Genomic DNA, 25,866 nt, shown 5'->3' with positions numbered 1-25,866 from the left:
CGACTTCGCGCCGCCGCACCGAATATCGGGCGCGCGCATCGCGCGTGCTTTTGCCACACGTTTTCCAGTAAGGAGCCGAACCATGATGAAGAACCAACTCGCCGGGCTGATGAAACAGGCTCAGCAGATGCAGGAAAACATGAAGAAGATGCAGGATCAGCTCGCGCAGATCGAGGTCGAGGGCCAGTCCGGCGCCGGTCTCGTGAAGGTGACGATGACCTGCAAGAACGACGTTCGCCGCGTGCAGATCGACCCGAGCCTGCTCGCCGACGACAAGGACATGCTGGAAGATCTCGTCGCCGCCGCGTTCAACGACGCCGTGCGCAAGGCGGAAGCCACCACGCAAGAGAAGATGAGCGGCATGACCGCCGGCATGCCGATGCCGCCGGGTTTCAAGCTGCCGTTCTGATCGCGCGCGCCGGAGCGGATTCGGCGCGCTTCGATGTCAAATGAAGGACACATGAAACAACCTTCCGCCCTGTCGGCGCTCGTCGAAGCGCTGCGCGCGCTGCCCGGCGTCGGACCGAAGTCGGCGCAGCGCATGGCGTATCACCTGATGCAGCACGATCGCAAAGGCGCCGAAAAGCTCGGCAATTCGCTGCTGTTCGCCACCGAGAATCTGAAGCACTGCGAGAAGTGCAACACGTTCACGGAAAGCGATATCTGCGAAGTCTGCAGCGACGAAGAGCGCGATCCGGCTTTGCTGTGCGTCGTCGAGACGCCTGCCGACCAGATCATGCTCGAACAGACGCTCACGTATCGCGGGCTCTATTTCGTACTGATGGGACGGCTCAGCCCGCTCGACGGCATCGGTCCGAAGGAGATTCACTTCGAGCGGCTCATCAATCGCGCGCTCGACGGCGTTGTGCGGGAAGTGGTGCTGGCTACCAACTTCACCAACGAAGGCGAAGCGACCGCGCACTATCTCGCGCAAACGCTCAAGAGCAAAGGGCTCAAGGTGACGCGGCTCGCGCGCGGCGTGCCGGTCGGCGGCGAGCTCGAATATGTCGATGCCGGCACGATCGCGCGCGCGATGCTCGATCGCCGTTCCATATGAAAGGACTCCAATCGATGACAGAAACCGAAGCGCTCGCGCTCGCGACGCATCGTCACTACAAGGGCGGGCTGTATCGCGTGATCGGCGTCGCGCGGCACTCGGAAACCGAGGAAGCGATGATCGTCTACGAGCATCTGTGGCCGCATGAACGCGGCTTGTGGGTGCGCCCCGCGGCGATGTTCAGCGAGACGCTCGCCGACGGCACGCCGCGCTTCAAGCCGCTCGATATTCCGCTCTGAGAAAACACACAAAGGAGACACGACCATGAGCGCAACGACGGGACCACTCGCGGGCGTGAAGGTACTGGAACTGGGCACGCTCATCGCCGGCCCGTTCGCCGCGCGCTTCATGGGCGAGTTCGGCGCCGACGTCATCAAGATCGAGGATCCGAACGGCGGTGACCCGCTGCGCAAGTGGCGCAAGCTCTATCCGGAAGTGGGCGGCACGTCGCTCTGGTGGGCCGTGCAGGCGCGCAACAAAAAATCCGTGACGATCAATCTCAAGGCCGACGAGGGCAAGGAGATCGTGCGGCGGCTCGCGAAGGAAGCCGATATCGTCGTCGAGAATTTCCGGCCCGGCTTGCTGGAGAAACTCGGGCTCGGTTACGAGGTGCTGTCCGCCGACAATCCCGCTCTCGTGATGGTGCGCCTTTCCGGATACGGTCAGACCGGTCCGTATCGCGATCGTCCGGGCTTCGGCGCAATCGCGGAATCGATGGGCGGTTTGCGTCATATCACCGGTTATCCGGATTTGCCGCCGCCGCGCATCGGCATTTCGATCGGCGATTCGATCGCCGCGCTGCACGGCGTGATCGGCGCGCTGATGGCGCTGCATCATCGCCAAGTGAACGGCGGCAAAGGCCAGGTCGTCGACGTCGCGCTCTATGAAGCCGTCTTCAACATGATGGAAAGCGTCGTGCCGGAATACGGCGTGTACGGCATGGTGCGCGAGCGCACGGGCGCGTCGCTGCCGGGCATCGTGCCGTCGAACACGTATCCGTGCCGCGATGGCAGCATCGTGATCGGCGGCAACAGCGATCCGATCTTCAAGCGCCTGATGAACGCGATCGATCGCGCGGATCTCGCGGACGATCCCGCGCTCGCGTCGAACGACGGACGCGTGCCGCGCACGCAGGAAATCGACGACGCTATCGCCGCTTGGCTCTCGACGCGCAGCATCGACGAGGCGCTCGCTGTGTTGAACGCCGCCGACGTGCCGGCCGGGCGCATCTACAGCGTCGCCGACATGTTCACCGATCCGCAATACCTCGCGCGTCAGATGCTGCAGCGTTTCCCGTGGCAGGACGGCCGCGAGATCACGCTGCCGAACGTGACGCCGAAGCTCTCCGAAACGCCGGGGGAAACGCGCTGGCTCGGGCCGCAACTCGGTGAACACACGGATGAAGTACTTCAAACGCTCGGGTATGATGCCGACGATATTGCGCGGCTGCGCGCGGCCAAGGTGATCTGAGCCTCGAGCCGAACAGCGCCGACAACGATAAAACCAGGAGACAGACAACGATGAAACGCAGAACGTTCATCGCGAGCGGCGCCGCGCTCGCGGGCGGGGCAATCTCGGGCATGCCGCTCGCATTCGCACAGAACAAGCTGGAGCAGAGCAAGGTATCGGTCGCGGTCGGCGGCAAGAATCTCTTCTACTATCTGCCGCTCACGATCGCCGAGCGTCGCAACTACTTCAAGGACGAAGGGCTCGACGTCGAAATCGCCGATTTCGCGGGCGGCGCGAAGGCGCTTCAGGCGGCGGTCGGCGGCAGCGCGGATGTCGTATCCGGCGCGTTCGAGCACACGTTGCTGCTGCAGGCGAAGAATCAGTACTTCCGCGAATTCGTGCTGCAAGGGCGCGCGCCGCAGATCGTGCTCGCCGTGTCCAAGAAGGCGATGCCGAACTACAAGTCCGTCGCCGATTTGAAGGGCAAGAAAATCGGCGTGACGGCGCCGGGCTCGTCGACGGCGATCATGGCGAGCTTCGTGCTCGCGCAAGCGGGGCTGAAGGCGACCGACGTGTCGTTCATCGGCGTCGGCGCGGGCGCGGGCGCGATCGCCGCGCTGCAATCCGGCCAGATCGACGCCATCGCCAACCTCGATCCGGTGATGACCAAGCTCGATCGCGCGGGCGATATCCGCATCGTGTCGGACACGCGCACGCTCGCGGACACCGTGAAGGTGTTCGGCGGCAACATGCCGGCGGGTTGCCTGTACGCGTCGCAGAGCTTCATCACGAAGAATCCGAACACGACGCAGGCGCTCACCAACGCGATGGTACGCGCGCTGAAGTGGCTGCAGACGGCCTCGGGCAAGGATCTCATCTCGACGGTGCCGGAAAGCTATCTGCTCGGCGATCGCGCGCTGTATCTCGATTCGTGGCAGCACGTGAAGGAAGCGCTGTCGCCGGACGGCCTGATGCCCGCCGACGGTCCCGCGACCTCGCTCAAGACGCTGCAAGCCTTCGACGAAACCGTGAAGGGCAAACCGATCGACCTGTCGAAGACCTGGACCAACGATTTCGTCAAGAAGGCGCTCGCGAGCGTCAAGGTCTGACCGATGTCGTCGCCATCGAACCATGCGCTCGCGCTCGAGGACGTCACCTGCACGTTCGCGTCGCGCGAGAGTCGCCGTGATCGCTACACGGCGGTCCGCGATACGAGCCTCGCGATCGCGCCAGGAGAATTCGTGTCCGTCGTCGGGCCGACCGGCTGCGGAAAATCGACATTGCTCAACGTGTCGGCGGGATTGCTGGAGCCTTCGTCGGGCACCGTGAGCGTGTTCGGCGAAAAGCTGAAGGGCATCAACCGGCGCGCGGGCTACATGTTCCAGGCCGATGCGCTGATGCCGTGGCGCTCCGCGCTCGACAACGTCACGGCCGGCCTCGCGTTTCAGGGCGTGCCGAAGGCCGAAGCCGACAAGCGCGGCGAGGAATGGCTGAAGCGCGTGGGCCTCGGCGGTTTCGGCGACCGTTATCCGCATCAGTTGTCGGGCGGCATGCGTAAGCGCGTCGCGATGGCGCAGACGCTCATCCTCGATCCCGACATCATCCTCATGGACGAGCCGTTCTCCGCGCTCGACATCCAGACGCGCCAGCTCATGGAAAACGAGTTGCTCGATCTGTGGGCCGCGAAACGCAAGGCCGTGCTTTTCATCACGCACGATCTGGACGAGGCGATCTCGATGTCCGATCGCGTCGTCGTGCTGGCGGCGGGGCCGGGCACGCATCCGATCGGCGAATTCGCGATCGATCTGCCGCGCCCGCGCGATGTCGCCGAGATCCGCTCGCATCCGCGCTTCGTCGAACTGCACGCTCAGATCTGGGGCGTGCTGCGCGAAGAAGTGCTGAAGGGTTATCAGCAGCAGCTGAAGCCCGCCGCCGCCGCCGAATAAGACGATACGACCATGTGGAACAAGCTGCGCCCGAATCGGGCGAATCTCATCGTGTGGCAGTGGCTGTTGCTGCTCGCGTGCTTCGTGCTGTGGTACATGCTGACGAGCCCGACGCTCTTGCCGCCTTTCTATTTCGACGACGCGAACAAGGCCGCCTTTTTCTTCGGCGAGCCGCAGAAGGTGCTCATACGCATCTGGGAATGGTTCACGAGCGGCGAGATTTACATCCATCTGTGGGTGACGCTGATCGAAACGGTGCTGGCGTTCGTCATCGGCACGGTGACGGGACTCGGCGTCGGTCTCTGGCTCGCGCTCGCGCCGATGACGAGCGCGCTCCTCGATCCCTACATCAAGGCCGCCAATTCGATGCCGCGCGTGATCCTGGCGCCGATCTTCGCGGTGTGGTTCGGTCTCGGCATCTGGTCGAAGGTCGCGCTTGGCGTGACGCTCGTGTTCTTCATCGTGTTCTTCAACGTGTATCAGGGCGTGAAGGAAGTGAGCCCGGTCGTGCTCGCGAATGCGCGCATGCTCGGCGCGAATCGCAAGCAGTTGCTGCGGTATGTCTATCTGCCGAGCGCGACCAGCTGGGTGTTTTCGAGCCTGCACACGTCGGTGGGGCTCGCGTTCGTCGGCTCGGTGGTCGGCGAATATCTCGGCTCGGCGCGCGGTGTCGGTTATCTGATCCTGCAGGCCGAAGGCACCTTCGACATCAACACGGTGTTCGCGGGGATTCTCGTGCTGACCGCGTTCGCGCTGGTGCTCGACGGTCTCGTCGCGCTGGTCGAGCGCCGGCTCATGAAATGGCAGCCGAAGAGCGGAGAAACCGAGAAGCTTTGACGCCCCGGTTGTGCGCGTGCCAACACGCCGTCAACGAAGCCGACCGTTTTCGGAATGCCCGTCATGGCACGACACGGTCGACATCGCTATCATGCTGTCCTGGACAGGCCGTTGCACGACGTCCGTCGTGCGATCCCGCGGGACCAACAATGAAACTGCGAACTGACGGTTCGATTGCGGTGGTATTGCCATCGCCGATCGGCGACAGCCTCATCGGGCTCGTTCTCGTCGACAATCTCATCCGCAACGGATATCGCCCCGTCGTGTTCGGCTGGGTCGTGGAGCAACTCGCCGACTGGTTTCCCCATGTGACGGTAGGGCGTCGCGACGCCTGGCAGGGCGCGTTCGACACCGTGATCGAGCTTCGCCCGACCGACTACGCATCGACGCTGAGCCGCTCGGGCCAGACCATCTGTCTCGCCACGCTGCCCGAATACGGCGGCTCGAAGCACATGGTCGACCGCATCGTCGATATCGCGAAGAACGTGCTCGGTCTCGCCGACGTGACGCGCGCGAACGGTCTCGTCGTGCCGTCCGGCGTCATGCGCGGGCGCTTCGCGAATCGCGTCGTCATTCATCCGACCGGCAGTCATCCTGAAAAGATGTGGGGCCGCGAGAAGTTTCTTGCGCTCTCGCGTGCGCTGACGCGGCGGAGATTGCGCCCGAGCTTTCTCGTCGCGCCTGCGGAGTTCGGCGTCTGGGGCGATATCGCTGAAGAAGGGTGCGAGGTCAATGCGCTGCCGCAACTGGGCGAAGTCGCGGCATGGATCGCCGAATCGTCGTGGTTCATCGGCAACGATTCGGGGCTCGGGCATCTCGCGTCCTGCATCGGCGTGCCGACGCTCTCTCTCTTTATGCGCCAGGGCCTTGCGCGCTCGTGGCGTCCGGGCTGGGGCCCGGGCGCGGTCGTGGTGCCGCCGTCCTTTCTGCCTTTCGGCGGGCTTCGCGAACGCTTGTGGCAACGCCTGCTCACCGTGCGTCGCGTGACATCCGCGTTCAGGACGTTGCACGGCAACCATGCGCGCGCGGCGCAACACTACGCGATGGCCGATTTCGCCGACGCCAAAGCGGCTCAGCCGACCCAAGCAACGCGCATCGGCATGCTGCCGCGCGCGCAATCGCGACGCCTATAAGCGGACGCCTTCACGCCGCGAAGCGCGAATAGACGCGCCAGCAGCGAAGCGCGCGCCACACTTCGCTCGCATTGGTCGCGCCCTTCAGCATCGCGCGAACATACCCCGACTGCAGAAACTGCCGCGCGAAAGGCTTGCGCAGTTCGTCGTCGGTCAGGCGCTTTCTGAGCACATGCAGGAGATGACCGCTTTCGCGGTTGGCTTGGCGTAGCAGAATCCGGCTGAGACTTCGGTCGGTTTGCGGATCGAGCGCGGCGGTCACGAGCGCGTCGATCACGCGCAGATAACCCGCCGCGCGGCGCGCGACAGCGGCCGGCGAGGGCGAGTTCGTGATCGATTCCGGATTGCGTCGATAGCCGTACAACGGTTCGCGCACGAAACCGACGCGCTGTGCGTGAAGCCCGAGCTGCAACGCCCAGATGATGTCCTCGTGCACCACGCCTTCCTCGAAACGCAGGCCGTGTCTCACGACGACATCGCGCCGCACGCATTGCAGCCACACGCAGACGACCCAGTCGTCGTTCGGCACGGTCCGTTTCAGCCACGCCGTGCCGTCGCAGATGTCGCCCCACGGCTGGCCTTCGTACATCGGTCGAGGATCGGCGGGCGGCGGCAAGTCCTCGAAGCTGAATCCGTTGCCGATCACGACATCAAGCCGATGCTGGCGGCCGTGTTCGATCCACGTGCGCAACGCGCCGGGCTTCATCCAGTCGTCGCCGTCCGCGAACGCGATCCACTCGCCGCGCGCGAGCGTCAGCCCGACATTGCGCGTCGCCGATACGCCGCGATTTTCCTGCGCTACCACACGGATGCGCGCATCGGGCGCCGCCATCGTTTCGAGCATGGCGAGACTGTCGTCTGTCGCGCCGTCACAGATCGCGATGACTTCGAGATCGACGCCTTGCTGATCGAGCACCGAGCGCAGCAGCGCTTCGAGCCAGGCTTCGCAGTTGTAGACCGGCACGATGACGCTGACATTGGGGCATAGACTCGCCATGGCTCTTCGCGGAGTGCGTGAAAGCGCGCAATGGTAGCAGTGCGCGCGTTATGGCTCGATCACGATCTTGCCCGTCACGCGCCGGTTCATCATGTCGTCCAGCGCTTGCGGCGTTTCGTCGAGCGAGTAGCGTTTCGTGACGACAGGGCGCAGCTTGCCCGCTTTGATCCACTCGACCATCGTCGCGAATTCCCGATCGGCGAGCGCGTGTTCGCGCTGCATGTGACCGCCCCAGAACACGCCGACGATGCTCGCGCCTTTCAGCAGCGCCAGATTGAACGGCAGCTTCGGAATCTCGCCGTTCGCGAAGCCGACGACGAGATACCGTCCGCGCCAGCCGATGCTGCGAAACGCGGGTTCGGCATACGTTCCGCCGACCGGATCGAAGATCACATCCGGCCCGTTGCCGTCCGTCAGCGCCTTGATACGCTCGCGCAAGTCTTCGTGCGCGTAATCGATGACCTCGTCCGCGCCATGTTCGCGACAGAACGCGAGCTTCTCCGCGCTCGATGCCGCCGCGATCACGCGCGCACCGACGATCTTGCCGATCTGGATCGCCGCGATGCCGACGCCGCCGGCCGCGCCGAGCACGAGCAGCGTGTCGCCGGCCTTGAGCTCGCCGCGATCGACGAGCGCGTGATACGACGTGCCGTAGGCGAGCGAGAACGCGGCGGCCTCGGCGAGATCGACGTCATCGGGCAAGACGATGCAATCGGCGGCTTTCGCGCGCGCCTGTTCGGCGAACGCGCCTTGCGCGGTGTAGGCGGCCACGCGCATGCCGGGCGCGAGATGCGTGACGCCCGCGCCGGCTTCGCGCACGATGCCCGCGAACTCCGCGCCGGGCGTGAACGGCAGCGGCGGCTTGAACTGGTATTTGTTCTGGATGATGAGCACGTCGGGAAAGTTCACGCTCGCCGCTTTCACGTCAATGACGACTTCGCCTGCTTCCGGATGCAGGTCGGGCAGCGTTTCGATCGAAAGCGTGTGGGGCAATCCGTGTTCGTTGCATCGTACGGCGCGCATGTTTTCTCCTGGTTGAACTGGGCTCAGTGTATGGCAGTTCGAGTCGTCGTCGCGCCACTTTCCTCGGTTACAATCGTCGGATGCGAATCCTACTCAGCAACGACGACGGTTATCTGGCGCGCGGCATCAATGTGCTGCACGATGTCCTGCAGCCGCTCGGCGAAGTGACGGTGATGGCGCCGGAGCAGAACTGCAGCGGCTCGTCCAACTCGCTTACGCTGTCGCGGCCCTTGAGCGTTCATCAGGCGCCGAACGGTTTCAACTTCGTGAACGGTACGCCGACCGATTCCGTGCACATCGCGCTCACGGGCATGCTCGACGAGCAGCCTGATCTCGTCGTGTCGGGCATCAACAACGGGCAGAACGTCGGCGAGGACACGCTGTACTCGGGCACCGTGGCGGCCGCCACCGAAGGCTTCATGTTCGGCATTCCGGCGATCGCATTTTCGCTCGTCGGCCGCGACTGGCTTCATCTCGACGACGCCGCGCGCGTGGCGGCCGAGATCGTCGCTCATTTCCTCGAACATCCGATGCCGGGTCATCCGTTGCTGAACGTGAACATTCCGAGCCTGCCTTACGATCAGTTGCGCGAATGGAAAGTGACGCGCCTCGGCAAGCGTCATCCTTCGCAGCCGGTGATCCGCCAGACCGATCCGCGCGGCAACCCCATCTACTGGATCGGCCCGTCAGGCGATGCGCTCGACGCGAGCGAAGGCACCGATTTCCACGCGGTCGCGAACGGCTTCGTGTCGATCACGCCGCTGCAACTCGATCTCACTCATACGAAGCTCATGGCGGAGACGCGCGAATGGGCGCGCGCCGGGAGCGCTCGCACATGAGCGACGAGCGCGCCAAGCGCTTTCCGCTGGCGCTCGCGGATCTTGTTCGCGAGCCGCGCAAACCCGCGGCCCGTCCGCAAGATTCGCGCGGCAAGCCAGCCGCCGCTTCCGCGCTGAAGCCGACGCCGACGCAGCCGGCAAGGCCTGGACAATCGCGCGCGGCGAACGCGACGATGAAAAATCCCGCGACGGCAGCGGCGTCCGCGAAGCCGGCCACGTCCGTTTTTCCCGTGCGTTCGGGCGCGAAGACCGCAATTGGCGGGGCGAAACCGGTTCCGTCGGCGAGCAAGAGCGCGGCGCAGACGCATCATTCGGCTCATCCGGCGCGCGCGAATTCACTGCGTCCGGCGCCGCGGCCCGGCGAGCGCGACCTGAACGCCGCCGCGATCGCGACGAAAAAAGGCGCGCCCAATGTTGCGCTGGCAAGCACGCAGACACTCACATCGGAACGGGTGCGCGAGCGCATGGTCGAACGCCTGCGCTCGAACGGCGTGACCGATCCGCGCGTGCTCAATGCGATGTCGGTCGTGCCGCGCCACATGTTCGTCGATCCGGGGCTCGCGGCGCAGGCTTACGAAGACGCCGCGCTGCCGATCGGCCATCACCAGACCATCTCGAAGCCGTCGGTCGTCGCGCGCATGATCGAACTGGTCGCGACCGGGCGCGCGTTGAACAAGGTGCTGGAGATCGGCACCGGTTGCGGTTATCAGGCGGCCGTGCTGTCGCAAGTCGCCACTGAGGTTTATTCGATCGAACGCGTGCGTCCGTTGTCGGAGCGCGCGAAGCTCAATCTTCGGCCGTTGCGCGTGCCGAATATCCGGCTGCATTACGGCGATGGCCGCCTCGGCTTGCCCGCGGCCGCGCCGTTCGACGCGATCGTCATCGCGTGCGCCGGCCTCGACGTGCCGCAGGCCTTGCTCGATCAACTGGCGGTCGGCGGCAAGCTCGTCGCGCCGGTCGGATCGCAGGCCGCGCAGTCGCAGGTGCTGACGCTCGTCACGCGCGTGTCGGCAAGCCAATGGCGGGAAGAGCAGCTCGATCGCGTTTTCTTTGTACCCTTAAAATCCGGAGTGATTTGACACCGATGAGTATCCTGCGTGCTTTGCGAGAAGGAAGTGCGGACCAAGCCTTAAGCGCGGCGCAGCGCGGCGTGTGCGTGCTGGCGTTGTCCGCGCTGGCGGCGTGTTCGACGCGCATGGACATGGCGCCGGTCGTCGACAGAACGGGCGCGCCCATCGGCACGACGGCAGCGCAGACGCCGGACAACGGCCCGCCGCCGCCGGGCTATTACCGTGTGAAGCCGGGCGACACCCTATATCGGATCGCACTGGAAAACGGTCAGAATTATCACGACATCGCAGCGTGGAACAACCTGACCAACCCGAACCAGATCGAAGTCGGCCAGCTGATGCGCGTGGCGCCTCCGGGCGCGAATGTCGCGGCGGCGACGCCCGGTGTGGCGACCGCGCCGATCGTGGGCGGCGGCGTGCAGACGCAGCCGTTGAATGGCGCGAACGCGTACGCGAGCCCGCAGCCGGGTGCGACCGCGCAGCCGCCGTATTACGGCGCCAACTCGGGTATGGGCGCGGCGCCGGGAACGGCCGGCGCGGCGGCGGGCATGGCATCGGCGCCTGGCGTGCCGGGCGCGGATGCGAACGCGGCGGCGCCAGCGGCCCAGCCGGCGTTCATCTGGCCGGCGCGCGGTCCGATTCTCGGCACATTCAACGAAGCGAGCAACAAAGGTTTGAACATTGGCGGTGCGGCGGGAGATCCGGTCAACGCGTCGGCGGATGGCCGAGTGGTTTACTCCGGAAATGGGCTGCGCGGCTACGGCAATCTCATTATCATCAAACACGACGCAACTTTTCTGACAGCGTACGCACATAACCGTGCTTTGATGGTAAAAGAGGGAGACGCGGTAACTAAAGGGCAGAAGATCGCTGAGATGGGGAACAGCGATTCGGACCGCGTGATGTTGCATTTCGAAGTTCGCCGGCAGGGAAAACCTGTTGACCCACTGAAGTATTTGCCGCCGCAATAAAGCGAAACCATCATGCCAAAAACGAAGCGCCGCCTGCCGCAAGCCGAGACTGAGACGATCAGCCGACCTTTGCAAGTGTCGGTGGAAGACGGTGCTTCGACTCAAGACGAGGACATCGACAATGTCGATGTCGACGTCGATTCGGACGAAGAAGGCAACAGCCGCGGAAAAAGCAGCGACGAAGCAGCGGAAGGCGCAAACGATTCCGCGCCCGACGCCGACGATTTCCGCTCGCTTTTGCAGGCCGAGCTCACCGCCGACACGATCCAGCATTACCTGAACCGCATCAGCGTGAAGCCGCTCCTGACCGTCGAGGAAGAGCAGCGCTATTCGCGACTCGCGAAAGCCGGCGAATTCGACGCGCGCCAGGTGATGATCGAGCGCAATCTGCGGCTCGTCGTCAGTATCGCGAAGGGATATCTCAATCGCGGCGTGCCGTTGCTCGACCTGATCGAGGAAGGCAATCTCGGCCTCATGCACGCAATCGAGAAATTCGATCCGACGCGCGGTTTCCGGTTTTCGACCTATGCCACTTGGTGGATCCGCCAGAGCATCGAGCGCGCGATCATGAACCAGGCGCGCACGGTGCGTCTGCCGGTTCACGTCATCCGCGAGTTGAACCAGGTGCTGCGCGCGAAGCGCCATCTGGAAAAAAATTCCGCCAATTCGAATGACAGCGTCGCGCCCGAACGCCGCGACGCGAGCATCGACGATATTGCGTATCTCACCGGCAAGACGCCCGAGGAAGTCACCGATATCCTCGCGCTCAACGAACACACGGCTTCGCTCGACGCGCCGCTCGACCTCGATCCGGGCAGCAGCCTGCTCGATCTCCTTTCCGACGATCAGAGCCAGTCGCCGGACGCGGAAGTGCAGCATCGCGAACTCGAATCGCTCACGCGACTGTGGCTCTCGCGTCTGTCCGACAAACACCGGCACGTGATCGAACGGCGTTTCGGGCTGAACCACATCGAGCCCGCGACGCTCGAAGAACTCGCCGACGAAATGGGCCTCACGCGCGAGCGTGTGCGCCAGATCCAGCAAGAGGCGCTCGTGCGTCTCAAGCGCTTTTTCGCATCCAACGGCGTTCGCAAGGACGCCGTGCTTTAACGCTTCGGCGACGCCCTTCGGCTTGGGGCGTCGCGCTCCAGGATTCAATGACACCGATTCTCGTTTTCGACATCGAGACAATCCCCGATGTCGACGGCATTCGCCGTCTCGAAGATTTGCCCGACGATCTCTCCGACCGCGAGGTCGCCGAACATGCGTTCGAAGCGCGCCGCGAGCGCGTCGGCAATGATTTCTTGCCGCATCATCTGCAGCGTGTCGCGGCGATTTCGTGCGTGTTTCGCGACAACAACGGCTTTCGCGTGCGCTCGCTCGGCACGACGGCCGACGGCGAGGCCGCGCTCATCCAGTCGTTCTATCGCGTGATCGAGAAATACACGCCTCAGCTCGTGTCGTGGAACGGCGGCGGCTTCGATCTGCCCGTGCTCCACTACCGCGCGCTCGTGCACGGCATCGCCGCGCCGCGCTACTGGGATCTCGGTCAGGACGACCGCGAGTTCAAGTTCAACAACTACATCAGCCGCTATCACATGCGGCACATCGACCTGATGGACGTGCTCGCGATGTATCAGGCGCGCGCCAATGCGCCGCTCGATGCGCTCGCGAAGCTATGCGGCTTTCCCGGCAAGCTCGGCATGGACGGGGGCAAGGTCTGGGAAGCGTATTGCGACGGCCATATCGACGAAATCCGTAACTATTGCGAGACCGATGTCGTCAACACGTATCTGATGTACTGTCGTTTTCAGATGATGCGCGGCGGCTTCACGCCCGACGAGTACGCCGACGAAATCAACTTCGTCAAGAATGCGCTCGCGCAGGAGACTTCGCCGCACTGGGCGGAGTATCTGGCGGCGTTCGTCGAATGAGAGCGTGACGTTCGTCTACAATCTCGCCTTTGCCCCACGATAAGTCAGGAAGTACGCAGGTGTCCGAAGCCGCTCGAAAAACCCAGCATCGCCGCCGCGCCGCGCCGGCGAAATCCGTCACGCCCGATCCGAACTTCGTCGCGCCCGAAATCGAAATCGAGTCGCTCGACATGGAAGCGCGCGGCGTCGGTCGCACGGTCAACGAAAACGGAGAGCCGGGCAAGGTCATCTTCGTCGAAGGCGCGTTGCCGGGCGAACGTGTCAGCTATTCGAGCTACCGCAAAAAGCCGAGCTTCGAGCAGGCGCAAGTGGTGAGCGTGCTGCGCGAGAGCGTGATTCGCGCGAAGCCGAAGTGCCAGTTTTTCGGCATTTGCGGCGGCTGCTCGATGCAGCATCTAGATGTTCGCGCGCAAATCGCCGTGAAGCAGCGCGTGCTCGAAGACAACCTGCAACATCTGTCCAAACTGCGCGCCGAAACCATGTTCCGGCCGATTCACGGGCCGTCGTGGGGATATCGCTATCGCGCGCGCCTGACCGTGCGGCACGTGGAAAAGAAGGGCGGCGTGCTGGTCGGCTTTCACGAGCGCAAGAGCAGTTACGTCGCCGACATGACGAGCTGCGAAGTGCTGCCGCCGCATGTTTCCGCGATGCTCGTGCCGCTGCGCCATCTGGTGGCGGGCCTGTCGATTCGCGATCGCATGCCGCAGATCGAGCTCGCGGTCGGATCGGACGTCACGGCGCTCGTGCTGCGCATTCTGGAGCCGCTGACCGAAGCCGACGAAGGGCTGCTGCGCACTTTCGCCGATGCGCACGGCGTCCAATGGTGGCTCCAGCCGAAAGGACCGGACACGGTTTATCAGTTCTATCCGCTCGATAGCGAGCTCGCTTACACGCTGCCGGAATTCGATATCCGCATGCCGTTCAAGCCGACCGACTTCACGCAGGTGAATCACCAGATCAATCGCGTGCTGGTGAGCCGGGCGCTCAGCCTGCTTGCTCCGGAGAAGTCCGATCGCGTGCTCGACCTTTTCTGCGGCATCGGCAATTTCACGCTGCCGCTCGCGCGGGTGTCGCGGGAGGTTGTCGGGATCGAAGGCAGCGAAGCGCTGACGGCCCGCGCGTTGGAGAACGCGAAGGCGAATGGCGTCGATGGCCACACGTCGTTCGCGTGCCGAAATCTCTTCGAAGTGACCGCCGACGACCTGCGCGCGCTTGGCCGCTTCGACAAGTTTCTCATCGATCCGCCGCGCGAAGGCGCGCTCGCCGTGTCGAAGGCGCTCGCGGACATCGCCCAGAGCGGCGATGGACCGTTGCCCGAGCGCATCGTCTATGTGTCGTGCAATCCGGCGACGCTCGCGCGCGACGCCGGCCTGCTCGTGCACGAAGCGGGTTATCGGATGAAGGGCGCGGGCGTCGTGAACATGTTCCCGCACACGTCGCACGTCGAATCGATTGCGTTGTTCGAGCGCGACTGATCCGGCTGCGGCGCTTCGCAGGCACAAAAAAACCGGCCCGAAGGCCGGTTTTTCGTTTCTGCCGCGTTTGGCGCGCTTAGTTGCGGTTGCCGCCGAAGATGCCGAGCAGCGCCAGCAGGTTCGTGAACACGTTATACAGGTCGAGATAGATCGCGAGCGTCGCGCTGATGTAGTTCGTCTCGCCGCCGTTCACCACGCGCTGCACGTCGAACAGCATGTACGCCGAGAAGATCACGATGGCGAGCACGGAGATCGTCATCATGAGCGCCGGCAACTGCAGGAAGATGTTCGCGAACGCCGCCAGCAGAATGACGATCACGCCCATGAACAGGAACTTGCCGAGGCCCGAGAAATCGCGCTTGCTGACGGTCGCGATGGTCGCCATGGCCGCGAAGATCACGCCCGTGCCACCGAAGGCCATCATGATCAGTTGCGGTCCGTTCGAGAACCCGAGAATGAAGCTCAGGAGACGCGAGAGCATCAGGCCCATGAAGAACGTGAAGCCGAGAAGGACGACCACGCCCATGCCGCTGTTCTTGGTTTTCTCGATGGCGAACATGAAGCCGAACGCGATCGCGAGGAACGCGATGAAGCTCATTGCCGGGCTGGTAGCCGCGAACAGCGAGAAGCCCGTCGCGACGCCGACCCATGCGCCGAGCACCGTCGGCACCATCGAGAGCGCGAGCAGCCAGTAGGTGTTGCGCAGCACGCGGTTGCGCACCTCGACCGAGGTGACGCTGCCATTACGGCCAAAGCTGTAGGGTGATTCGTTCATGGTTTCTCCTTGCTCCAATTGTCTGTCGTTCGGTCTTCCCGCGACTTCGTCATATGCGAATGATAAGGTGCGCGGACTTAAGCCAATATTAGAACCGCTTGGTGCCCGCGCCGCGCTGCGTGCTTCCGGTTGCAATGCAGCGTTTTGTTCCAATATGGCCCCGGCGCGCGCCGAATTCAATAGCCCGAAAGGCCAGTTCGGCCGTCCGGACAGCCAAGTCCTCGCAGGGTTTGATCCTTACGATGCCGTAAGGTTTCAATCGCAATCATACATTGCTTCGTGCTACAATTGTCGATTCGTTTTAATCCGTAAACCGTTCATTTTTTGGAGTTTTTATGGCGATCGAGCGCACCCTGTCGATTATCAAGCCGGACGCAGTGGCAAAGAACGTTATCGGCCAGATCTACAGCCGTTTCGAGAACGCAGGTCTGAAGATCATTGCGTCGCGCATGGTTCATCTGTCGCGCGCCGACGCCGAGAAGTTCTACGCCGTGCACGCCGCACGTCCGTTCTTCAAGGATCTGGTCGAATTCATGATCTCGGGTCCGGTGATGATTCAAGTCTTGGAAGGCGAGAACGCCATCCTGAAGAATCGCGACCTGATGGGCGCGACCGACCCGAAGAAGGCGGACAAGGGCACGATCCGCGCCGACTTCGCCGACAGCATCGACGCGAACGCGGTTCACGGTTCGGACGCGCCGGAAACGGCAGCGCAAGAAGTTGCGTTCTTCTTCCCGCAAGTGAACGTCTACTCGCGTTAATTTTCGCGTTGAAAGCCGCGATGGCTGTTCGGTCATCGCGGGCATCGCGCCTCGACGCAATAAAAGCGGTACGAAAAGAAGCAGAAATTGGCGCGAACGGTCCCGGGAAGATACCGGGCTTCGCAATCTGAAATGGCAGAACTTGACATGACGAGCAGCACCACCGTCAATCTCCTCGATCTCGACGCCGCCGGGCTCACCGCGTACTGCGCGAGCCTGGGCGAAAAGCCGTTTCGCGCCAAGCAATTGCAGCGCTGGATCCACCAATATGGTGCCGAAGACTTCGACGGCATGACGGATCTCGCGAAATCGCTGCGCGAAAAACTCAAGGGCCGCGCCAACATGGCGATGCCCGACATCATCAGCGACCACGTTTCCGCCGACGGCACCCGCAAATGGCTGGTCGACGTCGGCAACGGCAACGCGGTCGAAACCGTGTTCATCCCCGAAGAGACGCGCGGCACGCTGTGCGTGTCGTCGCAGGCGGGTTGCGCGGTGAACTGCCGGTTCTGTTCCACCGGCAAGCAGGGTTTTTCCCGAAACCTGACGACGGGCGAGATCATCGGCCAGTTGCGCATGGCGGAGTTCGCGCTGCGCAAGTCGCTCGGGCGCGAAGTCGGCGGGCCGGGCAAGGGCGAGCGCGTCGTCACGAACGTCGTGATGATGGGCATGGGCGAGCCGATGCTCAATTACGACGCCGTCGTGCCGGCCATGCGCCTGATGCTCGACGACAACGCCTATGGCTTGTCGCGCCGTCGCGTGACCTTGTCGACCTCCGGCGTCGTGCCGATGATGGACCGCCTCGCGGCCGACCTGCCGGTGGCGCTCGCGGTATCGCTGCACGCGCCGAACGATCCGCTGCGCGACATGCTGGTCCCGCTGAACAAGAAGTACCCGCTGCGTGAATTGATGGCCGCGTGTCAGCGTTATCTGAAGGTCGCGCCGCGCGACTTCATCACGTTCGAATATTGCATGCTCGACGGCGTCAACGACACCGAAGCGCACGCGCGCGAATTGCTTGCCGTGACGCGCGACGTGCCGTGCAAGTTCAATCTGATCCCGTTCAATCCGTTTCCGGAGTCGGGGTTGACGCGCTCGAAGAACGAGCAGATCAAGCGGTTCGCGCAGGTGTTGATCGATGCGGGCGTCGTAACGACCGTGCGCAAGACGCGCGGCGACGATATCGACGCTGCGTGCGGTCAACTCGCGGGCGCGGTGCAGGACCGCACGCGTCTTGCCGAACGCATGGGCCGTGCAGGCAGCAAGACGATCGAGGTGCGGGCGGTCTGACCGGGCGTCCGCATCGAAAAAAGCCGCAGCGGAGGGCGCAGCAAGCGTCTGGATGCGGCGCTAAAAGCCGAACATTTTGTTATAAAGCGGTCTGCAATGGCGCTGCGGTTGTATCGTGCACGGGGTTTTTGGAACCGAACGACGCAACAGCGCTATATAGAAGAATCGATGCGAGGAATTTGGCATGAGTGAGCCGCAGCACCCGACGCCTTTCGGCAGTCATTCCGGCAACAACCGGTCCGGCAGTCAGTACGACGGCCTGGGCGACGCGGAAAGGGCGGCATCGAATGCGAGCCAGGCGGGGAATCTGGACTCGATACAGGCGGTCGGCGCGCGTCTCGCGCAACTGCGCCAGGCGAAAGCATGGTCGATCGACGACGTTTCCGCGCGTCTCAAGGTGTCGCCGCCGAAACTGCTCGCGCTCGAAGCGGGCGATATCAGCCAGTTGCCCGATCGCACGTTCGCGGCGGGCATCGTGCGCAGTTACGCGAAGATTCTCGGCGCCGATCCGGCGCCGTTCACGCAGGCGTTCCGGCGCAGCGGCGATGACATCGCGCAGAATCTGAAGGTGCCGGCGTCGGCGGGCGCGGGTCTGCCGCGCGGACGCGTGTCGGTGCCGCTCGGCAATTCGTCGGGCCGCAAGCGCTCGTGGATGTGGGGCGTGCTCGCCATCATCGTCGTGCTGGCCGTGCTCGTGATGTGGCACACCGGCGGCGATTCGAACAACTGGCTCGCGCGCCTCAAGGCGACGACGGGCATCGGTCTGTCGTCGACGTCCGCGCCTGCTTCGGCATCGAACGAAGCGTCGGGCACGACATCCGCGCCGACGCCCGACGAGGCCGCGGCCGCCAACACCGGCGAAGCGTCGCTGCCCGAAGTGGCGGCCGGCCCCGGCGAGCAGCCGATGCCGCGTCCGCTCGGCACGAATGCGCTGCCGGCTTCGTCGTCGACGCTGTCCGCGGTGCAGGGCGCGAGCGCGCCGGCTGCGGCGGCGCCCGCATCGGCCGCGAAGGCGGCTTCGGCTGTTGCGATGGCGGCGTCGGCTCCGGCCGTCGCGGGCAGCGGTTCGAGCGCGATCGAATTGAAAGTGAAGGAAGATAGCTGGTTCAGCGTGCGCGGCAAGGACGGCAAGGAACTGTATTCCGGACTCGTGCGCGCGGGCAACACCCAGCGCGTGGAAGGCGAGGCGCCGTTCAAGGTGACCGTCGGCAACGTGAAGGGCGTCGAGTCGCTGTCGGTCGATGACGAGCCCGTCGACGCCAAACGCTATTCGTCCGCACGCGGAAACGTCGCGCGTCTCTCGCTGCCTTGAGCTTGCGAGATCGATCTGTCCAGCGCGGCGGACAAGTCGAGGGCGTCACGGTGCAAGCCGTGACGCCCGTTTGAGGTTCCACACACGCGACCGGCGCCGTATCGGCGGCAAGGTTGCCAAAGGGTTTTTCGATGCAATCCGAAGCTCAATCCCTGATCAACAGCAAGATTTGTTCGACCGAGCCGGTCTTCGGCGGTCCGTTGACGCGCCGGTCATCGCATGCCGTCGATGTGCGCTGGGGTGGCCAGCTCGTGACGATCGGCGGCGATTCGCCGGTGCGCGTGCAGTCGATGACCAACACCGACACGGCGGACGCGATCGGCACGGCCATCCAGATCAAGGAACTGGCGCAGGCGGGCTCCGAGCTCGTCCGCATTACGGTGAATACGCCGGAAGCGGCGGCGGCCGTGCCGCATATCCGCGAGCAGCTCGATCGCATGGGCGTGACGGTGCCGCTCGTCGGCGATTTCCACTACAACGGCCATCTGCTGCTGCGCGATCATCCCGCGTGCGCCGAGACGCTGTCGAAATACCGGATCAATCCGGGCAACGTCGGCCAGGGCGCGAAGCGCGACACGCAATTCGCGCAGATGATCGAAGCCGCGATCAAATACGACAAGCCGGTGCGTATCGGCGTGAACTGGGGCAGTCTCGATCAGGATCTGCTCGCGCGCATGATGGACGAAAACGCCGCGCGTTCGAATCCGTGGGAACTGCAAAGCGTGATGTACGAGGCGCTGATTCAATCCGCGGTCGGCTCGGCGGAGCGCGCCGTCGAACTGGGTCTCGGCCGCGACAAGATCATCCTGTCGTGCAAGGTCAGCGGCGTGCAGGATCTGATCGCCGTGTATCGCGAACTCGCGAAGCGTTGCAGCTTCGCGCTCCATCTCGGCCTGACCGAAGCGGGCATGGGCTCCAAGGGCATCGTTGCATCGACGGCGGCGCTTTCGGTGCTGCTGCAGGAAGGCATCGGCGACACCATTCGCATTTCGCTCACGCCGGAACCGGGCGGCGCGCGCACCGGCGAAGTCGTCGTCGGCCAGGAAATCCTGCAGACGATGGGCCTGCGCTCCTTCACGCCGATGGTCATCGCGTGTCCCGGCTGCGGCCGCACGACGAGCACGCTGTTCCAGGAGTTGGCGTCGCAGATTCAAAGCTACTTGCGCAACTCGATGCCCACGTGGCGCGATCAGTACCCCGGCGTCGAGAAGATGCACGTCGCGGTGATGGGCTGCATCGTCAACGGGCCGGGCGAATCGAAGCACGCCAATATCGGCATCAGCTTGCCGGGTTCGGGCGAGAATCCGGCGGCGCCCGTGTTCATCGACGGCGTGAAGGTGAAGACGCTGCGCGGCGAGCGCATCGCCGAGGAATTCCAGCAAATCGTCAGCGACTATGTCGAGCGTACCTATGGGCAGCGCGTCGAGACGTCCGCGGCATCACTCTAAAGACAGATGACTGAACAGAAGAAACGGCTCGAGAAACTGAGCGGCGTGAAGGGCATGAACGACATCCTCCCGCAGGATGCCGCGTTGTGGGATTTCTTCGAAACCACCGTCAAGTCGATGCTGCGCGCATACGGCTATCAGAACATCCGCACGCCGATCGTCGAGCACACGCAGTTGTTCACGCGCGGCATCGGCGAAGTGACCGACATCGTCGAGAAGGAGATGTACAGCTTCACCGACGCGCTCAACGGCGAGCATCTGACGATGCGCCCGGAGAACACCGCGGCGGTCGTGCGCGCGACCATCGAGCACAACCTGTTGTACGACGGCCCGAAGCGTCTGTGGTACGTCGGTCCGATGTTCCGTCATGAGCGTCCGCAGCGCGGGCGTTATCGCCAGTTCCATCAGGTCGGCGTGGAGGCGCTCGGCTTCGCCGGGCCGGACACCGACGCCGAAATCATCATGATGTGCCAGCGTCTGTGGGACGACCTCGGACTCACCGGCATCCGCCTCGAACTGAATTCGCTCGGTCAGGCCGAAGAGCGCGCGGCGCATCGCAAGGAACTGATCGCGTATCTGGAAAAACACGTCGATTCCCTCGACGAGGAAGCGAAGCGCCGGCTCTACACGAACCCGCTGCGCGTGCTCGACACGAAGAATCCGGCGATGCAGGAGATCGCGCAGAACGCACCGAAGCTCGTCGACTTTCTCGGCGACGCATCGCGCAAGCACTTCGAGGGCGTGCAGCGTCTTTTGAAGGCGAACAACATTCCGTTTACGATCAACCCGCGTCTCGTGCGCGGTCTCGACTACTACAACCTGACCGTGTTCGAGTGGGTCACCGACAAGCTCGGCGCGCAGGGCACGGTCGCGGGCGGCGGTCGCTATGATCCGCTGATCGAACAGCTCGGCGGCAAGCCGACGGCCGCGTGCGGCTGGGCCATGGGCGTCGAGCGCATCCTCGAATTGCTGAAGGAAGAGCAGCTCGTGCCGGAAGCCGAAGGCACGGACGTCTATGTCGTGCATCAGGGCGAAGCGGCGGCGGAGCAGGCGTTCATCGTCGCCGAGCGGCTGCGCGACACGGGTCTCGACGTCATTCTGCATTGCAGCCCGGACGGCGCGTCCGCGAGCTTCAAGTCGCAGATGAAAAAGGCCGACGCGAGCGGCGCGGCGTTCGCCGTAGTGCTCGGAGAGGACGAACTCGCGCAAGGTATGATCGGCGTCAAGCCGCTGCGCCGCTCGATCGACGAAACGTCTGGCGGACAAAAGAACGAGCAAGTGAACGTTCGGGCGGAAGACTTGACCGAATACCTAATCAATGCGATGGTTGCAACCGCCGATGACGAGGGTGCCTGAGATTCAGGCGCATTGCCGCGCGCGTGGGCCTGATCGGGGCGATCCGGCATCGTGCGCGGAACTCGTTGAGGGAATTGAAACGCAGGAAGGAATAGCTGGACGATGAGCTATCACGACGAACAAGAATCACTTGAAAGCGTAAAGGCCTGGTGGGCCAAATGGGGTAACACCACGACGTGGGTTGTGCTCGTGGCGCTCGTCATTGCGGCCGGGTACAACGGATGGAATTTCTGGCAGCGCCGTCAGGCCGCCGAGGCGTCGGTGCTTTACGACCATCTGCAGCAGGCAGTGGACGGAAACAATCAGGCGTTGGTCCAGCGCGTCGCGACGGACATGGAAGACAAGTTCGGCGGCACCGGCTACGCGCAGATGACCGCGCTCGCGGCCGCGAAATCGCTCTACATGGCGGGCAACACGGCTGGCGCGAAGGCGCAACTGCAATGGGCCATCGACCACGCGAAGGACGAAGAGTACAAGCAGATCGCGAAGCTGCGTCTGGCGCTCGTGCTGCTCGACGAGAAGAACTACGACGCGGGCCTGAAACTGCTCGCCGAGCAGCCTCTCGAAGCGTTCAAAGGCGTGATCGCGGACCGCCGTGGCGACCTGCTCGCAGCTCAAGGCAAACGCGACGACGCGCGCGCGGCCTACAAGGTCGCGCTGACGGCGCTGCCCGAGAACGACACGTCCGCCCGTCAGCTGATTCAGTTCAAGCTCGACGCGCTCGGCGGCTGATCCGGCTGGTTTCCAATCGGTTCGTCTTCGATCCCTGCCATCAGTCAATCAAGCCGCCCGCCACGGTGTCGCCATGAAGCGACGCGGCGGGCAGCGCCGATCAACCCAATTCACCAATTCATGTTGCGTCCACCGATGACATTTTTGAAACGCTACGCCGTGCCGCTCGCTTGCGCGATGACCGTCTTGTTGACCGCTTGCTCGTCGACCAAGGATGAACGCCGCGTGCCGGTACCGCTCGCGGAGTTCAAGCCGGTGCTGAACGTCAACCAGGCGTGGAAGGCAAGCGTCGGCAAGGCTGGCCGTTATCTGTTCTCGCCGGTCGCGGTCGGCGATTACGTTTATGCCGCGGGCGCGAACGGCTCCGTCGCTAAAATCGACGCGAAGACCGGTCAGGACGTCTGGCGCGTCAAACTGAAGGACGATCTGTCCGCGGGCGTCGGCAGCGACGGCAATCTCACGGCCGTGGGCGGTCTGAAGGGGCAGGTCGACGTGCTCGGCCCCGACGGCAAGCTGCTGTGGACAGCAACCGCGCCGGGCGAGATCGTTTCGCCGCCGCTGGTCGGCAACGATCTCGTGATCGTGCGTACGATCGACGGCAAGGTCATCGCGTTCAACGCGCAGACCGGCGAGCAGAAGTGGATCTTCCAGTTGCGCGCGGTGCCACTGAATCTGCGCGTCGCGGCCGGCATGACGTTCGCGGCCAATCAGGCTGTGCTCGCGGGCTTCCCCGGCGGCACGTTCGCGGCCATCAACCTGCAATCGGGCGATGCCTTCTGGCAAGCGCCGGTGTCGTATCCGAAGGGCGTGACCGAAGTCGAGCGCATCAACGACGTGACCGGCGCGCCGGGACTCGTCGGCGCGCAGACTTGCGCGGTGACGTTCCAGGGCCGTATCGGCTGCTTCGATGCAAATTCGGGCCGCCCGGTTTGGGAAAAGAACTTTTCGAGCGACAGCGGCCTGGCTCAGGACGAGCAGATCGTGGCCGCCGGCGACGACTGGTCGGTCGTCAATGCGTTCCGCGCGTCGGATGGCACGCCGCTCTGGAAGACGGACGTGCTGAAGAACCGCAGTGTCAGCGTGCCGTACATTCTCGGCCGCGCGGTCGTCGTGGGCGATTACAAGGGCTTCGTGCACTTCCTGAACGTGGAAAACGGCGAACTGATCGGCCGCGCGCCGACCGATGGCAGCGCGATCACCGCTGCGCCCGTGATGGCGGGCAACACGCTCGTCGTGCAGACGCATGACGGCGATCTCTACGGTTTCCGTCCGAGCAACTGATCGCAGCCGGACCGCGAGCGAGTCAGGCTTGCTCGCGGTCCTGAATAGCAAGCGCGCCGTCGATGTTGCGCGGCGCGGCAGGCTCGCCACGGCGAGCCGCACGAGAAAGAAGCGCTGCGTCATGCGCGCATCGCGATAAAACCCGCATGCAAAAGCAGGGTCGCAAGAACGAAGCGCGACGCGCGAAGGCGTCGTGCAAGAAGAGCCTCGAACGAGGCGGAACCGGCGAACGACCGCCGACGATCCGGCCGACCAGCGCGCCTCGCGTGCGGCAGGCCGAATCCATGCTAATTTTCGACAAGCGCAGCCATTGCGCGGCGTAGCGGAACGCAACGAGACGGTTGTACCGCCCGTTCCGCGTTCGCCTTGCGTTCAACCTTGAACAAAATCAGATGAAACCCGTGATTGCCCTCGTCGGGCGCCCCAATGTTGGGAAATCGACTCTTTTCAACCGGCTGACGCGCTCGCGCGACGCGCTCGTCGCGGATTTGCCGGGCCTGACGCGCGACCGTCATTACGGCGAAGGCCGTGTGGGCGGCGAACGCCCGTATCTCGTGGTGGACACGGGCGGCTTTGAGCCGGTGGCGAAGGACGGCATTCTGCACGAGATGGCGCGGCAGACGCGCCAGGCGGTGGAAGAGGCCGATATCGTCGTGTTCATCGTCGATGGACGCAATGGGCTCGCGCCGCAGGACAAGGCGATCGCCGACTATCTGCGCAAGACGGGCCGGCCGCTCTTTCTCGTCGTCAACAAGGCCGAAGGCATGAAGTACTCGGCGGTCGCGGCGGATTTCTACGAGCTCGGTCTCGGCGATCCGCGCGCGATCTCGGCGGCGCACGGCGACGGCGTCGTCGAAATGATCAACGACGCGCTGGATATCGCGTACAAGGATCAGCCGGAAGAGTCGGAAGACGAGAAGGCGAAACATGGCGTCAAGATTGCGATCGTCGGGCGTCCGAACGTCGGCAAGTCGACGCTCGTGAACACGCTGATCGGCGAAGAGCGGGTGATCGCGTTCGACATGCCGGGCACCACGCGCGATTCGATTTATGTTGATTTCGAGCGACAAGGCCGCAAATACACATTGATCGACACGGCCGGCCTGCGTCGGCGCGGCAAGGTGTTCGAAGCGATCGAAAAGTTTTCGGTCGTGAAGACGCTGCAGTCGATCGCGGATGCCAACGTCGTCATTCTCCTCCTCGATGCGCAGCAGGACATCTCGGAACAGGACGCGCATATCGCCGGTTTCGTGGTCGAGCAGGGCCGTGCGCTCGTGGTGGGCGTGAACAAGTGGGACGGTCTCGATTCGCATGTGCGTGAGCGCACGAAGTCGGACCTGACGCGCAAGCTCAAGTTTTTGGACTTTGCTAAATTCCACTACGTTTCGGCGCTGGAGAAGACGGGCATCGGCGCGTTGATGAAATCGGTCGACGACGCCTACGCCGCCGCGATGGCCAAGCTGCCGACGCCGAAGCTGACGCGCGCGCTCATCGAGGCGGTGGAATTCCAGCAGCCGCGCCGGCGTGGCCCGGTGCGTCCGAAGCTGCGCTACGCGCATCAGGGCGGGCAAAATCCGCCGATCATCGTCGTGCACGGCAACGCGCTCGACGCGATCACGGACACGTACAAGCGATATCTGGAAGGGCGCTTTCGCGAAACTTTTGGGCTCGCCGGCACTCCACTTCGCATAGAGTTTCGATCGAGTCGAAACCCTTACGCGGACAAGGAGTAAGAGCCGCGTGAAGCCTTACGCTTCGGTGCCGCTGGCCATTTGGCCGATCCGGCTACTGAAACGTAAAACAGCGAAAATCAGCTATAGTGTAGCGATTGTCGGCGGATCTCTTTTTCTTCGTCCACAATACTTCCAACCTGCAAAAAAACACGGAGTTTGCTATGAGCAACAAAGGGCAATTGTTACAAGACCCGTTTTTGAACGCACTGCGCAAAGAGCACGTGCCGGTCTCGATCTATCTGGTCAACGGCATCAAGCTCCAAGGGAACATTGAATCGTTCGACCAGTACGTCGTGTTGCTCCGAAATACGGTCACCCAGATGGTCTATAAGCACGCCATTTCGACGGTCGTGCCCGCTCGCCCGGTGAACTTCCACCCGGACGCTGAACCGTCCTAAACCTCGTCGCGGCCGGCGCGAAATTGCCACTTCTAATGCGAACATTAAG

At 63.6% G+C, this 25,866-nt stretch carries 26 protein-coding genes; 23 read left to right on the top strand and 3 right to left on the bottom strand.

Going from position 1 to position 25,866, the window contains the following annotated elements; translation table 11 throughout:
• Nucleotides 1-82: 82 nt before the first annotated feature.
• The 8 genes from QCE58_RS09285 (at nucleotide 83) to QCE58_RS09250 (ending at nucleotide 6,422) form a co-directional block, all read left to right on the top strand.
• A complete protein-coding gene (locus QCE58_RS09285) occupies nucleotides 83-409 on the top strand; it encodes a YbaB/EbfC family nucleoid-associated protein (RefSeq protein ID WP_008349334.1) in 327 nt (108 codons plus the stop codon).
• A 51-nt stretch (nucleotides 410-460) separates the two neighbouring features.
• Complete coding sequence (recR, locus tag QCE58_RS09280; protein WP_250480543.1) at nucleotides 461-1,057, top strand: recombination mediator RecR; 597 nt, start codon at nucleotides 461-463, stop codon at nucleotides 1,055-1,057.
• A 14-nt stretch (nucleotides 1,058-1,071) separates the two neighbouring features.
• The gene (locus tag QCE58_RS09275; protein WP_008349339.1) at nucleotides 1,072-1,296 is read left to right on the top strand and encodes a DUF1653 domain-containing protein; all 225 of its coding nucleotides are present in this window, start codon (nucleotides 1,072-1,074) and stop codon (nucleotides 1,294-1,296) included.
• A gap of 25 nt (nucleotides 1,297-1,321) precedes the next feature.
• Nucleotides 1,322-2,527: a CaiB/BaiF CoA-transferase family protein gene (locus QCE58_RS09270; protein WP_250457750.1), complete on the top strand. Its 1,206-nt coding sequence runs from the start codon at nucleotides 1,322-1,324 to the stop codon at nucleotides 2,525-2,527.
• A gap of 50 nt (nucleotides 2,528-2,577) precedes the next feature.
• Nucleotides 2,578-3,615 (top strand): ABC transporter substrate-binding protein, encoded by a 1,038-nt coding sequence (locus QCE58_RS09265; protein WP_250434830.1) that lies wholly within the window; start codon nucleotides 2,578-2,580, stop codon nucleotides 3,613-3,615.
• Nucleotides 3,616-3,618: 3 nt separating this feature from the next.
• Nucleotides 3,619-4,452, top strand: coding sequence for an ABC transporter ATP-binding protein (locus tag QCE58_RS09260; RefSeq protein ID WP_250521155.1), 834 nt, complete (start codon nucleotides 3,619-3,621; stop codon nucleotides 4,450-4,452).
• Nucleotides 4,453-4,464: 12 nt separating this feature from the next.
• Nucleotides 4,465-5,289, top strand: a complete 825-nt coding sequence (locus tag QCE58_RS09255) for an ABC transporter permease (RefSeq protein ID WP_034473729.1) — start codon at nucleotides 4,465-4,467, stop codon at nucleotides 5,287-5,289.
• Between the two features lie 149 nt (nucleotides 5,290-5,438).
• A complete protein-coding gene (locus QCE58_RS09250) occupies nucleotides 5,439-6,422 on the top strand; it encodes a glycosyltransferase family 9 protein (RefSeq protein ID WP_008349351.1) in 984 nt (327 codons plus the stop codon).
• Nucleotides 6,423-6,432: 10 nt separating this feature from the next.
• Here the strand turns inward: QCE58_RS09250 and QCE58_RS09245 are convergent, their stop codons facing one another.
• Nucleotides 6,433-7,419, bottom strand: a complete 987-nt coding sequence (locus QCE58_RS09245; protein WP_250521154.1) for a glycosyltransferase — start codon at nucleotides 7,417-7,419, stop codon at nucleotides 6,433-6,435.
• Nucleotides 7,420-7,467: 48 nt separating this feature from the next.
• Nucleotides 7,468-8,442 (bottom strand): NADPH:quinone oxidoreductase family protein, encoded by a 975-nt coding sequence (locus QCE58_RS09240; RefSeq protein ID WP_008349355.1) that lies wholly within the window; start codon nucleotides 8,440-8,442, stop codon nucleotides 7,468-7,470.
• A gap of 80 nt (nucleotides 8,443-8,522) precedes the next feature.
• Here QCE58_RS09240 and surE point away from each other — a divergent pair, with 80 nt between their 5' ends.
• From surE to rlmD, 6 genes are read left to right on the top strand one after another with little or no spacing between them, the layout of a single operon-like run.
• On the top strand, nucleotides 8,523-9,281 hold the full coding sequence (surE, locus tag QCE58_RS09235) for a 5'/3'-nucleotidase SurE (RefSeq protein ID WP_008349357.1): 759 nt from the start codon (nucleotides 8,523-8,525) through the stop codon (nucleotides 9,279-9,281).
• Entirely contained in the window at nucleotides 9,278-10,360 is a 1,083-nt protein-coding gene (locus QCE58_RS09230) for a protein-L-isoaspartate(D-aspartate) O-methyltransferase (protein WP_250434828.1), read from the top strand. Before surE ends, QCE58_RS09230 begins: the two co-directional genes overlap by 4 nt.
• Before the next feature lie 5 nt (nucleotides 10,361-10,365).
• The gene (locus QCE58_RS09225) at nucleotides 10,366-11,322 is read left to right on the top strand and encodes a peptidoglycan DD-metalloendopeptidase family protein (protein ID WP_034473731.1); all 957 of its coding nucleotides are present in this window, start codon (nucleotides 10,366-10,368) and stop codon (nucleotides 11,320-11,322) included.
• Between the two features lie 12 nt (nucleotides 11,323-11,334).
• On the top strand, nucleotides 11,335-12,432 hold the full coding sequence (rpoS, locus tag QCE58_RS09220) for an RNA polymerase sigma factor RpoS (RefSeq protein WP_008349362.1): 1,098 nt from the start codon (nucleotides 11,335-11,337) through the stop codon (nucleotides 12,430-12,432).
• Between the two features lie 47 nt (nucleotides 12,433-12,479).
• Nucleotides 12,480-13,256 carry a 3'-5' exonuclease gene (locus tag QCE58_RS09215; RefSeq protein WP_008349363.1) on the top strand — a complete coding sequence of 259 codons (777 nt, stop codon included), beginning with the start codon at nucleotides 12,480-12,482 and terminating at the stop codon, nucleotides 13,254-13,256.
• Between the two features lie 59 nt (nucleotides 13,257-13,315).
• A complete protein-coding gene (gene rlmD / locus QCE58_RS09210; RefSeq protein ID WP_008349365.1) occupies nucleotides 13,316-14,731 on the top strand; it encodes a 23S rRNA (uracil(1939)-C(5))-methyltransferase RlmD in 1,416 nt (471 codons plus the stop codon).
• 76 nt (nucleotides 14,732-14,807) lie between these two features.
• Here rlmD and QCE58_RS09205 read toward each other — a convergent pair whose 3' ends face one another.
• The gene (locus QCE58_RS09205; RefSeq protein WP_008349366.1) at nucleotides 14,808-15,506 is read right to left on the bottom strand and encodes a Bax inhibitor-1/YccA family protein; all 699 of its coding nucleotides are present in this window, start codon (nucleotides 15,504-15,506) and stop codon (nucleotides 14,808-14,810) included.
• A gap of 335 nt (nucleotides 15,507-15,841) precedes the next feature.
• On the opposite strand from QCE58_RS09205, the gene ndk reads away from it, so the two are divergent.
• The 9 genes from ndk (at nucleotide 15,842) to hfq (ending at nucleotide 25,817) form a co-directional block, all read left to right on the top strand.
• Nucleotides 15,842-16,267 (top strand): nucleoside-diphosphate kinase, encoded by a 426-nt coding sequence (gene ndk, locus QCE58_RS09200; protein ID WP_008349368.1) that lies wholly within the window; start codon nucleotides 15,842-15,844, stop codon nucleotides 16,265-16,267.
• 147 nt (nucleotides 16,268-16,414) lie between these two features.
• Entirely contained in the window at nucleotides 16,415-17,557 is a 1,143-nt protein-coding gene (rlmN, locus tag QCE58_RS09195; RefSeq protein ID WP_008349370.1) for a 23S rRNA (adenine(2503)-C(2))-methyltransferase RlmN, read from the top strand.
• A gap of 184 nt (nucleotides 17,558-17,741) precedes the next feature.
• Nucleotides 17,742-18,869, top strand: a complete 1,128-nt coding sequence (locus tag QCE58_RS09190; protein WP_250439828.1) for a helix-turn-helix domain-containing protein — start codon at nucleotides 17,742-17,744, stop codon at nucleotides 18,867-18,869.
• Between the two features lie 131 nt (nucleotides 18,870-19,000).
• Nucleotides 19,001-20,317, top strand: a complete 1,317-nt coding sequence (gene ispG / locus QCE58_RS09185) for a flavodoxin-dependent (E)-4-hydroxy-3-methylbut-2-enyl-diphosphate synthase (protein ID WP_008349373.1) — start codon at nucleotides 19,001-19,003, stop codon at nucleotides 20,315-20,317.
• Nucleotides 20,318-20,323: 6 nt separating this feature from the next.
• On the top strand, nucleotides 20,324-21,673 hold the full coding sequence (gene hisS, locus QCE58_RS09180; protein ID WP_008349374.1) for a histidine--tRNA ligase: 1,350 nt from the start codon (nucleotides 20,324-20,326) through the stop codon (nucleotides 21,671-21,673).
• A gap of 102 nt (nucleotides 21,674-21,775) precedes the next feature.
• Nucleotides 21,776-22,405, top strand: a complete 630-nt coding sequence (locus tag QCE58_RS09175) for a tetratricopeptide repeat protein (RefSeq protein WP_008349377.1) — start codon at nucleotides 21,776-21,778, stop codon at nucleotides 22,403-22,405.
• Between the two features lie 135 nt (nucleotides 22,406-22,540).
• Nucleotides 22,541-23,686, top strand: a complete 1,146-nt coding sequence (bamB, locus tag QCE58_RS09170; protein ID WP_008349379.1) for an outer membrane protein assembly factor BamB — start codon at nucleotides 22,541-22,543, stop codon at nucleotides 23,684-23,686.
• A 392-nt stretch (nucleotides 23,687-24,078) separates the two neighbouring features.
• Nucleotides 24,079-25,419: a ribosome biogenesis GTPase Der gene (der, locus tag QCE58_RS09165; RefSeq protein ID WP_008349381.1), complete on the top strand. Its 1,341-nt coding sequence runs from the start codon at nucleotides 24,079-24,081 to the stop codon at nucleotides 25,417-25,419.
• Nucleotides 25,420-25,580: 161 nt separating this feature from the next.
• Nucleotides 25,581-25,817, top strand: a complete 237-nt coding sequence (hfq, locus tag QCE58_RS09160) for an RNA chaperone Hfq (RefSeq protein ID WP_008349383.1) — start codon at nucleotides 25,581-25,583, stop codon at nucleotides 25,815-25,817.
• The last annotated feature ends 49 nt before the right edge of the window (nucleotides 25,818-25,866 follow it).

This window comes from Caballeronia sp. LZ028 (assembly GCF_031451415.1).
Taxonomy (GTDB): Bacteria; Pseudomonadota; Gammaproteobacteria; order Burkholderiales; family Burkholderiaceae; genus Caballeronia; species Caballeronia zhejiangensis.
The sequence above is the reverse complement of the archived record's forward strand: the minus strand, read 5'-3'. Positions and strand labels throughout refer to the sequence as shown.

Excerpts from the sequence above, each read along its gene's own strand:
- ispG (WP_008349373.1), top strand. The coding sequence starts at position 19,001 with ATGCAATCCGAAGCTCAATCCCTGATCAACAGCAAGATTTGTTCGACC.
- QCE58_RS09260 (WP_250521155.1), top strand. The coding sequence starts at position 3,619 with ATGTCGTCGCCATCGAACCATGCGCTCGCGCTCGAGGACGTCACCTGC.
- QCE58_RS09255 (WP_034473729.1), top strand. The coding sequence starts at position 4,465 with ATGTGGAACAAGCTGCGCCCGAATCGGGCGAATCTCATCGTGTGGCAG.
- QCE58_RS09245 (WP_250521154.1), bottom strand. The coding sequence starts at position 7,419 with ATGGCGAGTCTATGCCCCAATGTCAGCGTCATCGTGCCGGTCTACAAC.
- rlmN (WP_008349370.1), top strand. The coding sequence starts at position 16,415 with ATGACGAGCAGCACCACCGTCAATCTCCTCGATCTCGACGCCGCCGGG.
- hisS (WP_008349374.1), top strand. The coding sequence starts at position 20,324 with ATGACTGAACAGAAGAAACGGCTCGAGAAACTGAGCGGCGTGAAGGGC.
- recR (WP_250480543.1), top strand. The coding sequence starts at position 461 with ATGAAACAACCTTCCGCCCTGTCGGCGCTCGTCGAAGCGCTGCGCGCG.
- QCE58_RS09270 (WP_250457750.1), top strand. The coding sequence starts at position 1,322 with ATGAGCGCAACGACGGGACCACTCGCGGGCGTGAAGGTACTGGAACTG.
- QCE58_RS09175 (WP_008349377.1), top strand. The coding sequence starts at position 21,776 with ATGAGCTATCACGACGAACAAGAATCACTTGAAAGCGTAAAGGCCTGG.
- QCE58_RS09265 (WP_250434830.1), top strand. The coding sequence starts at position 2,578 with ATGAAACGCAGAACGTTCATCGCGAGCGGCGCCGCGCTCGCGGGCGGG.
- der (WP_008349381.1), top strand. The coding sequence starts at position 24,079 with ATGAAACCCGTGATTGCCCTCGTCGGGCGCCCCAATGTTGGGAAATCG.
- rpoS (WP_008349362.1), top strand. The coding sequence starts at position 11,335 with ATGCCAAAAACGAAGCGCCGCCTGCCGCAAGCCGAGACTGAGACGATC.
- QCE58_RS09205 (WP_008349366.1), bottom strand. The coding sequence starts at position 15,506 with ATGAACGAATCACCCTACAGCTTTGGCCGTAATGGCAGCGTCACCTCG.
- QCE58_RS09215 (WP_008349363.1), top strand. The coding sequence starts at position 12,480 with ATGACACCGATTCTCGTTTTCGACATCGAGACAATCCCCGATGTCGAC.
- QCE58_RS09190 (WP_250439828.1), top strand. The coding sequence starts at position 17,742 with ATGAGTGAGCCGCAGCACCCGACGCCTTTCGGCAGTCATTCCGGCAAC.
- hfq (WP_008349383.1), top strand. The coding sequence starts at position 25,581 with ATGAGCAACAAAGGGCAATTGTTACAAGACCCGTTTTTGAACGCACTG.
- QCE58_RS09250 (WP_008349351.1), top strand. The coding sequence starts at position 5,439 with ATGAAACTGCGAACTGACGGTTCGATTGCGGTGGTATTGCCATCGCCG.
- QCE58_RS09225 (WP_034473731.1), top strand. The coding sequence starts at position 10,366 with ATGAGTATCCTGCGTGCTTTGCGAGAAGGAAGTGCGGACCAAGCCTTA.
- QCE58_RS09230 (WP_250434828.1), top strand. The coding sequence starts at position 9,278 with ATGAGCGACGAGCGCGCCAAGCGCTTTCCGCTGGCGCTCGCGGATCTT.
- QCE58_RS09240 (WP_008349355.1), bottom strand. The coding sequence starts at position 8,442 with ATGCGCGCCGTACGATGCAACGAACACGGATTGCCCCACACGCTTTCG.
- QCE58_RS09285 (WP_008349334.1), top strand. The coding sequence starts at position 83 with ATGATGAAGAACCAACTCGCCGGGCTGATGAAACAGGCTCAGCAGATG.
- bamB (WP_008349379.1), top strand. The coding sequence starts at position 22,541 with ATGACATTTTTGAAACGCTACGCCGTGCCGCTCGCTTGCGCGATGACC.
- surE (WP_008349357.1), top strand. The coding sequence starts at position 8,523 with ATGCGAATCCTACTCAGCAACGACGACGGTTATCTGGCGCGCGGCATC.
- QCE58_RS09275 (WP_008349339.1), top strand. The coding sequence starts at position 1,072 with ATGACAGAAACCGAAGCGCTCGCGCTCGCGACGCATCGTCACTACAAG.
- ndk (WP_008349368.1), top strand. The coding sequence starts at position 15,842 with ATGGCGATCGAGCGCACCCTGTCGATTATCAAGCCGGACGCAGTGGCA.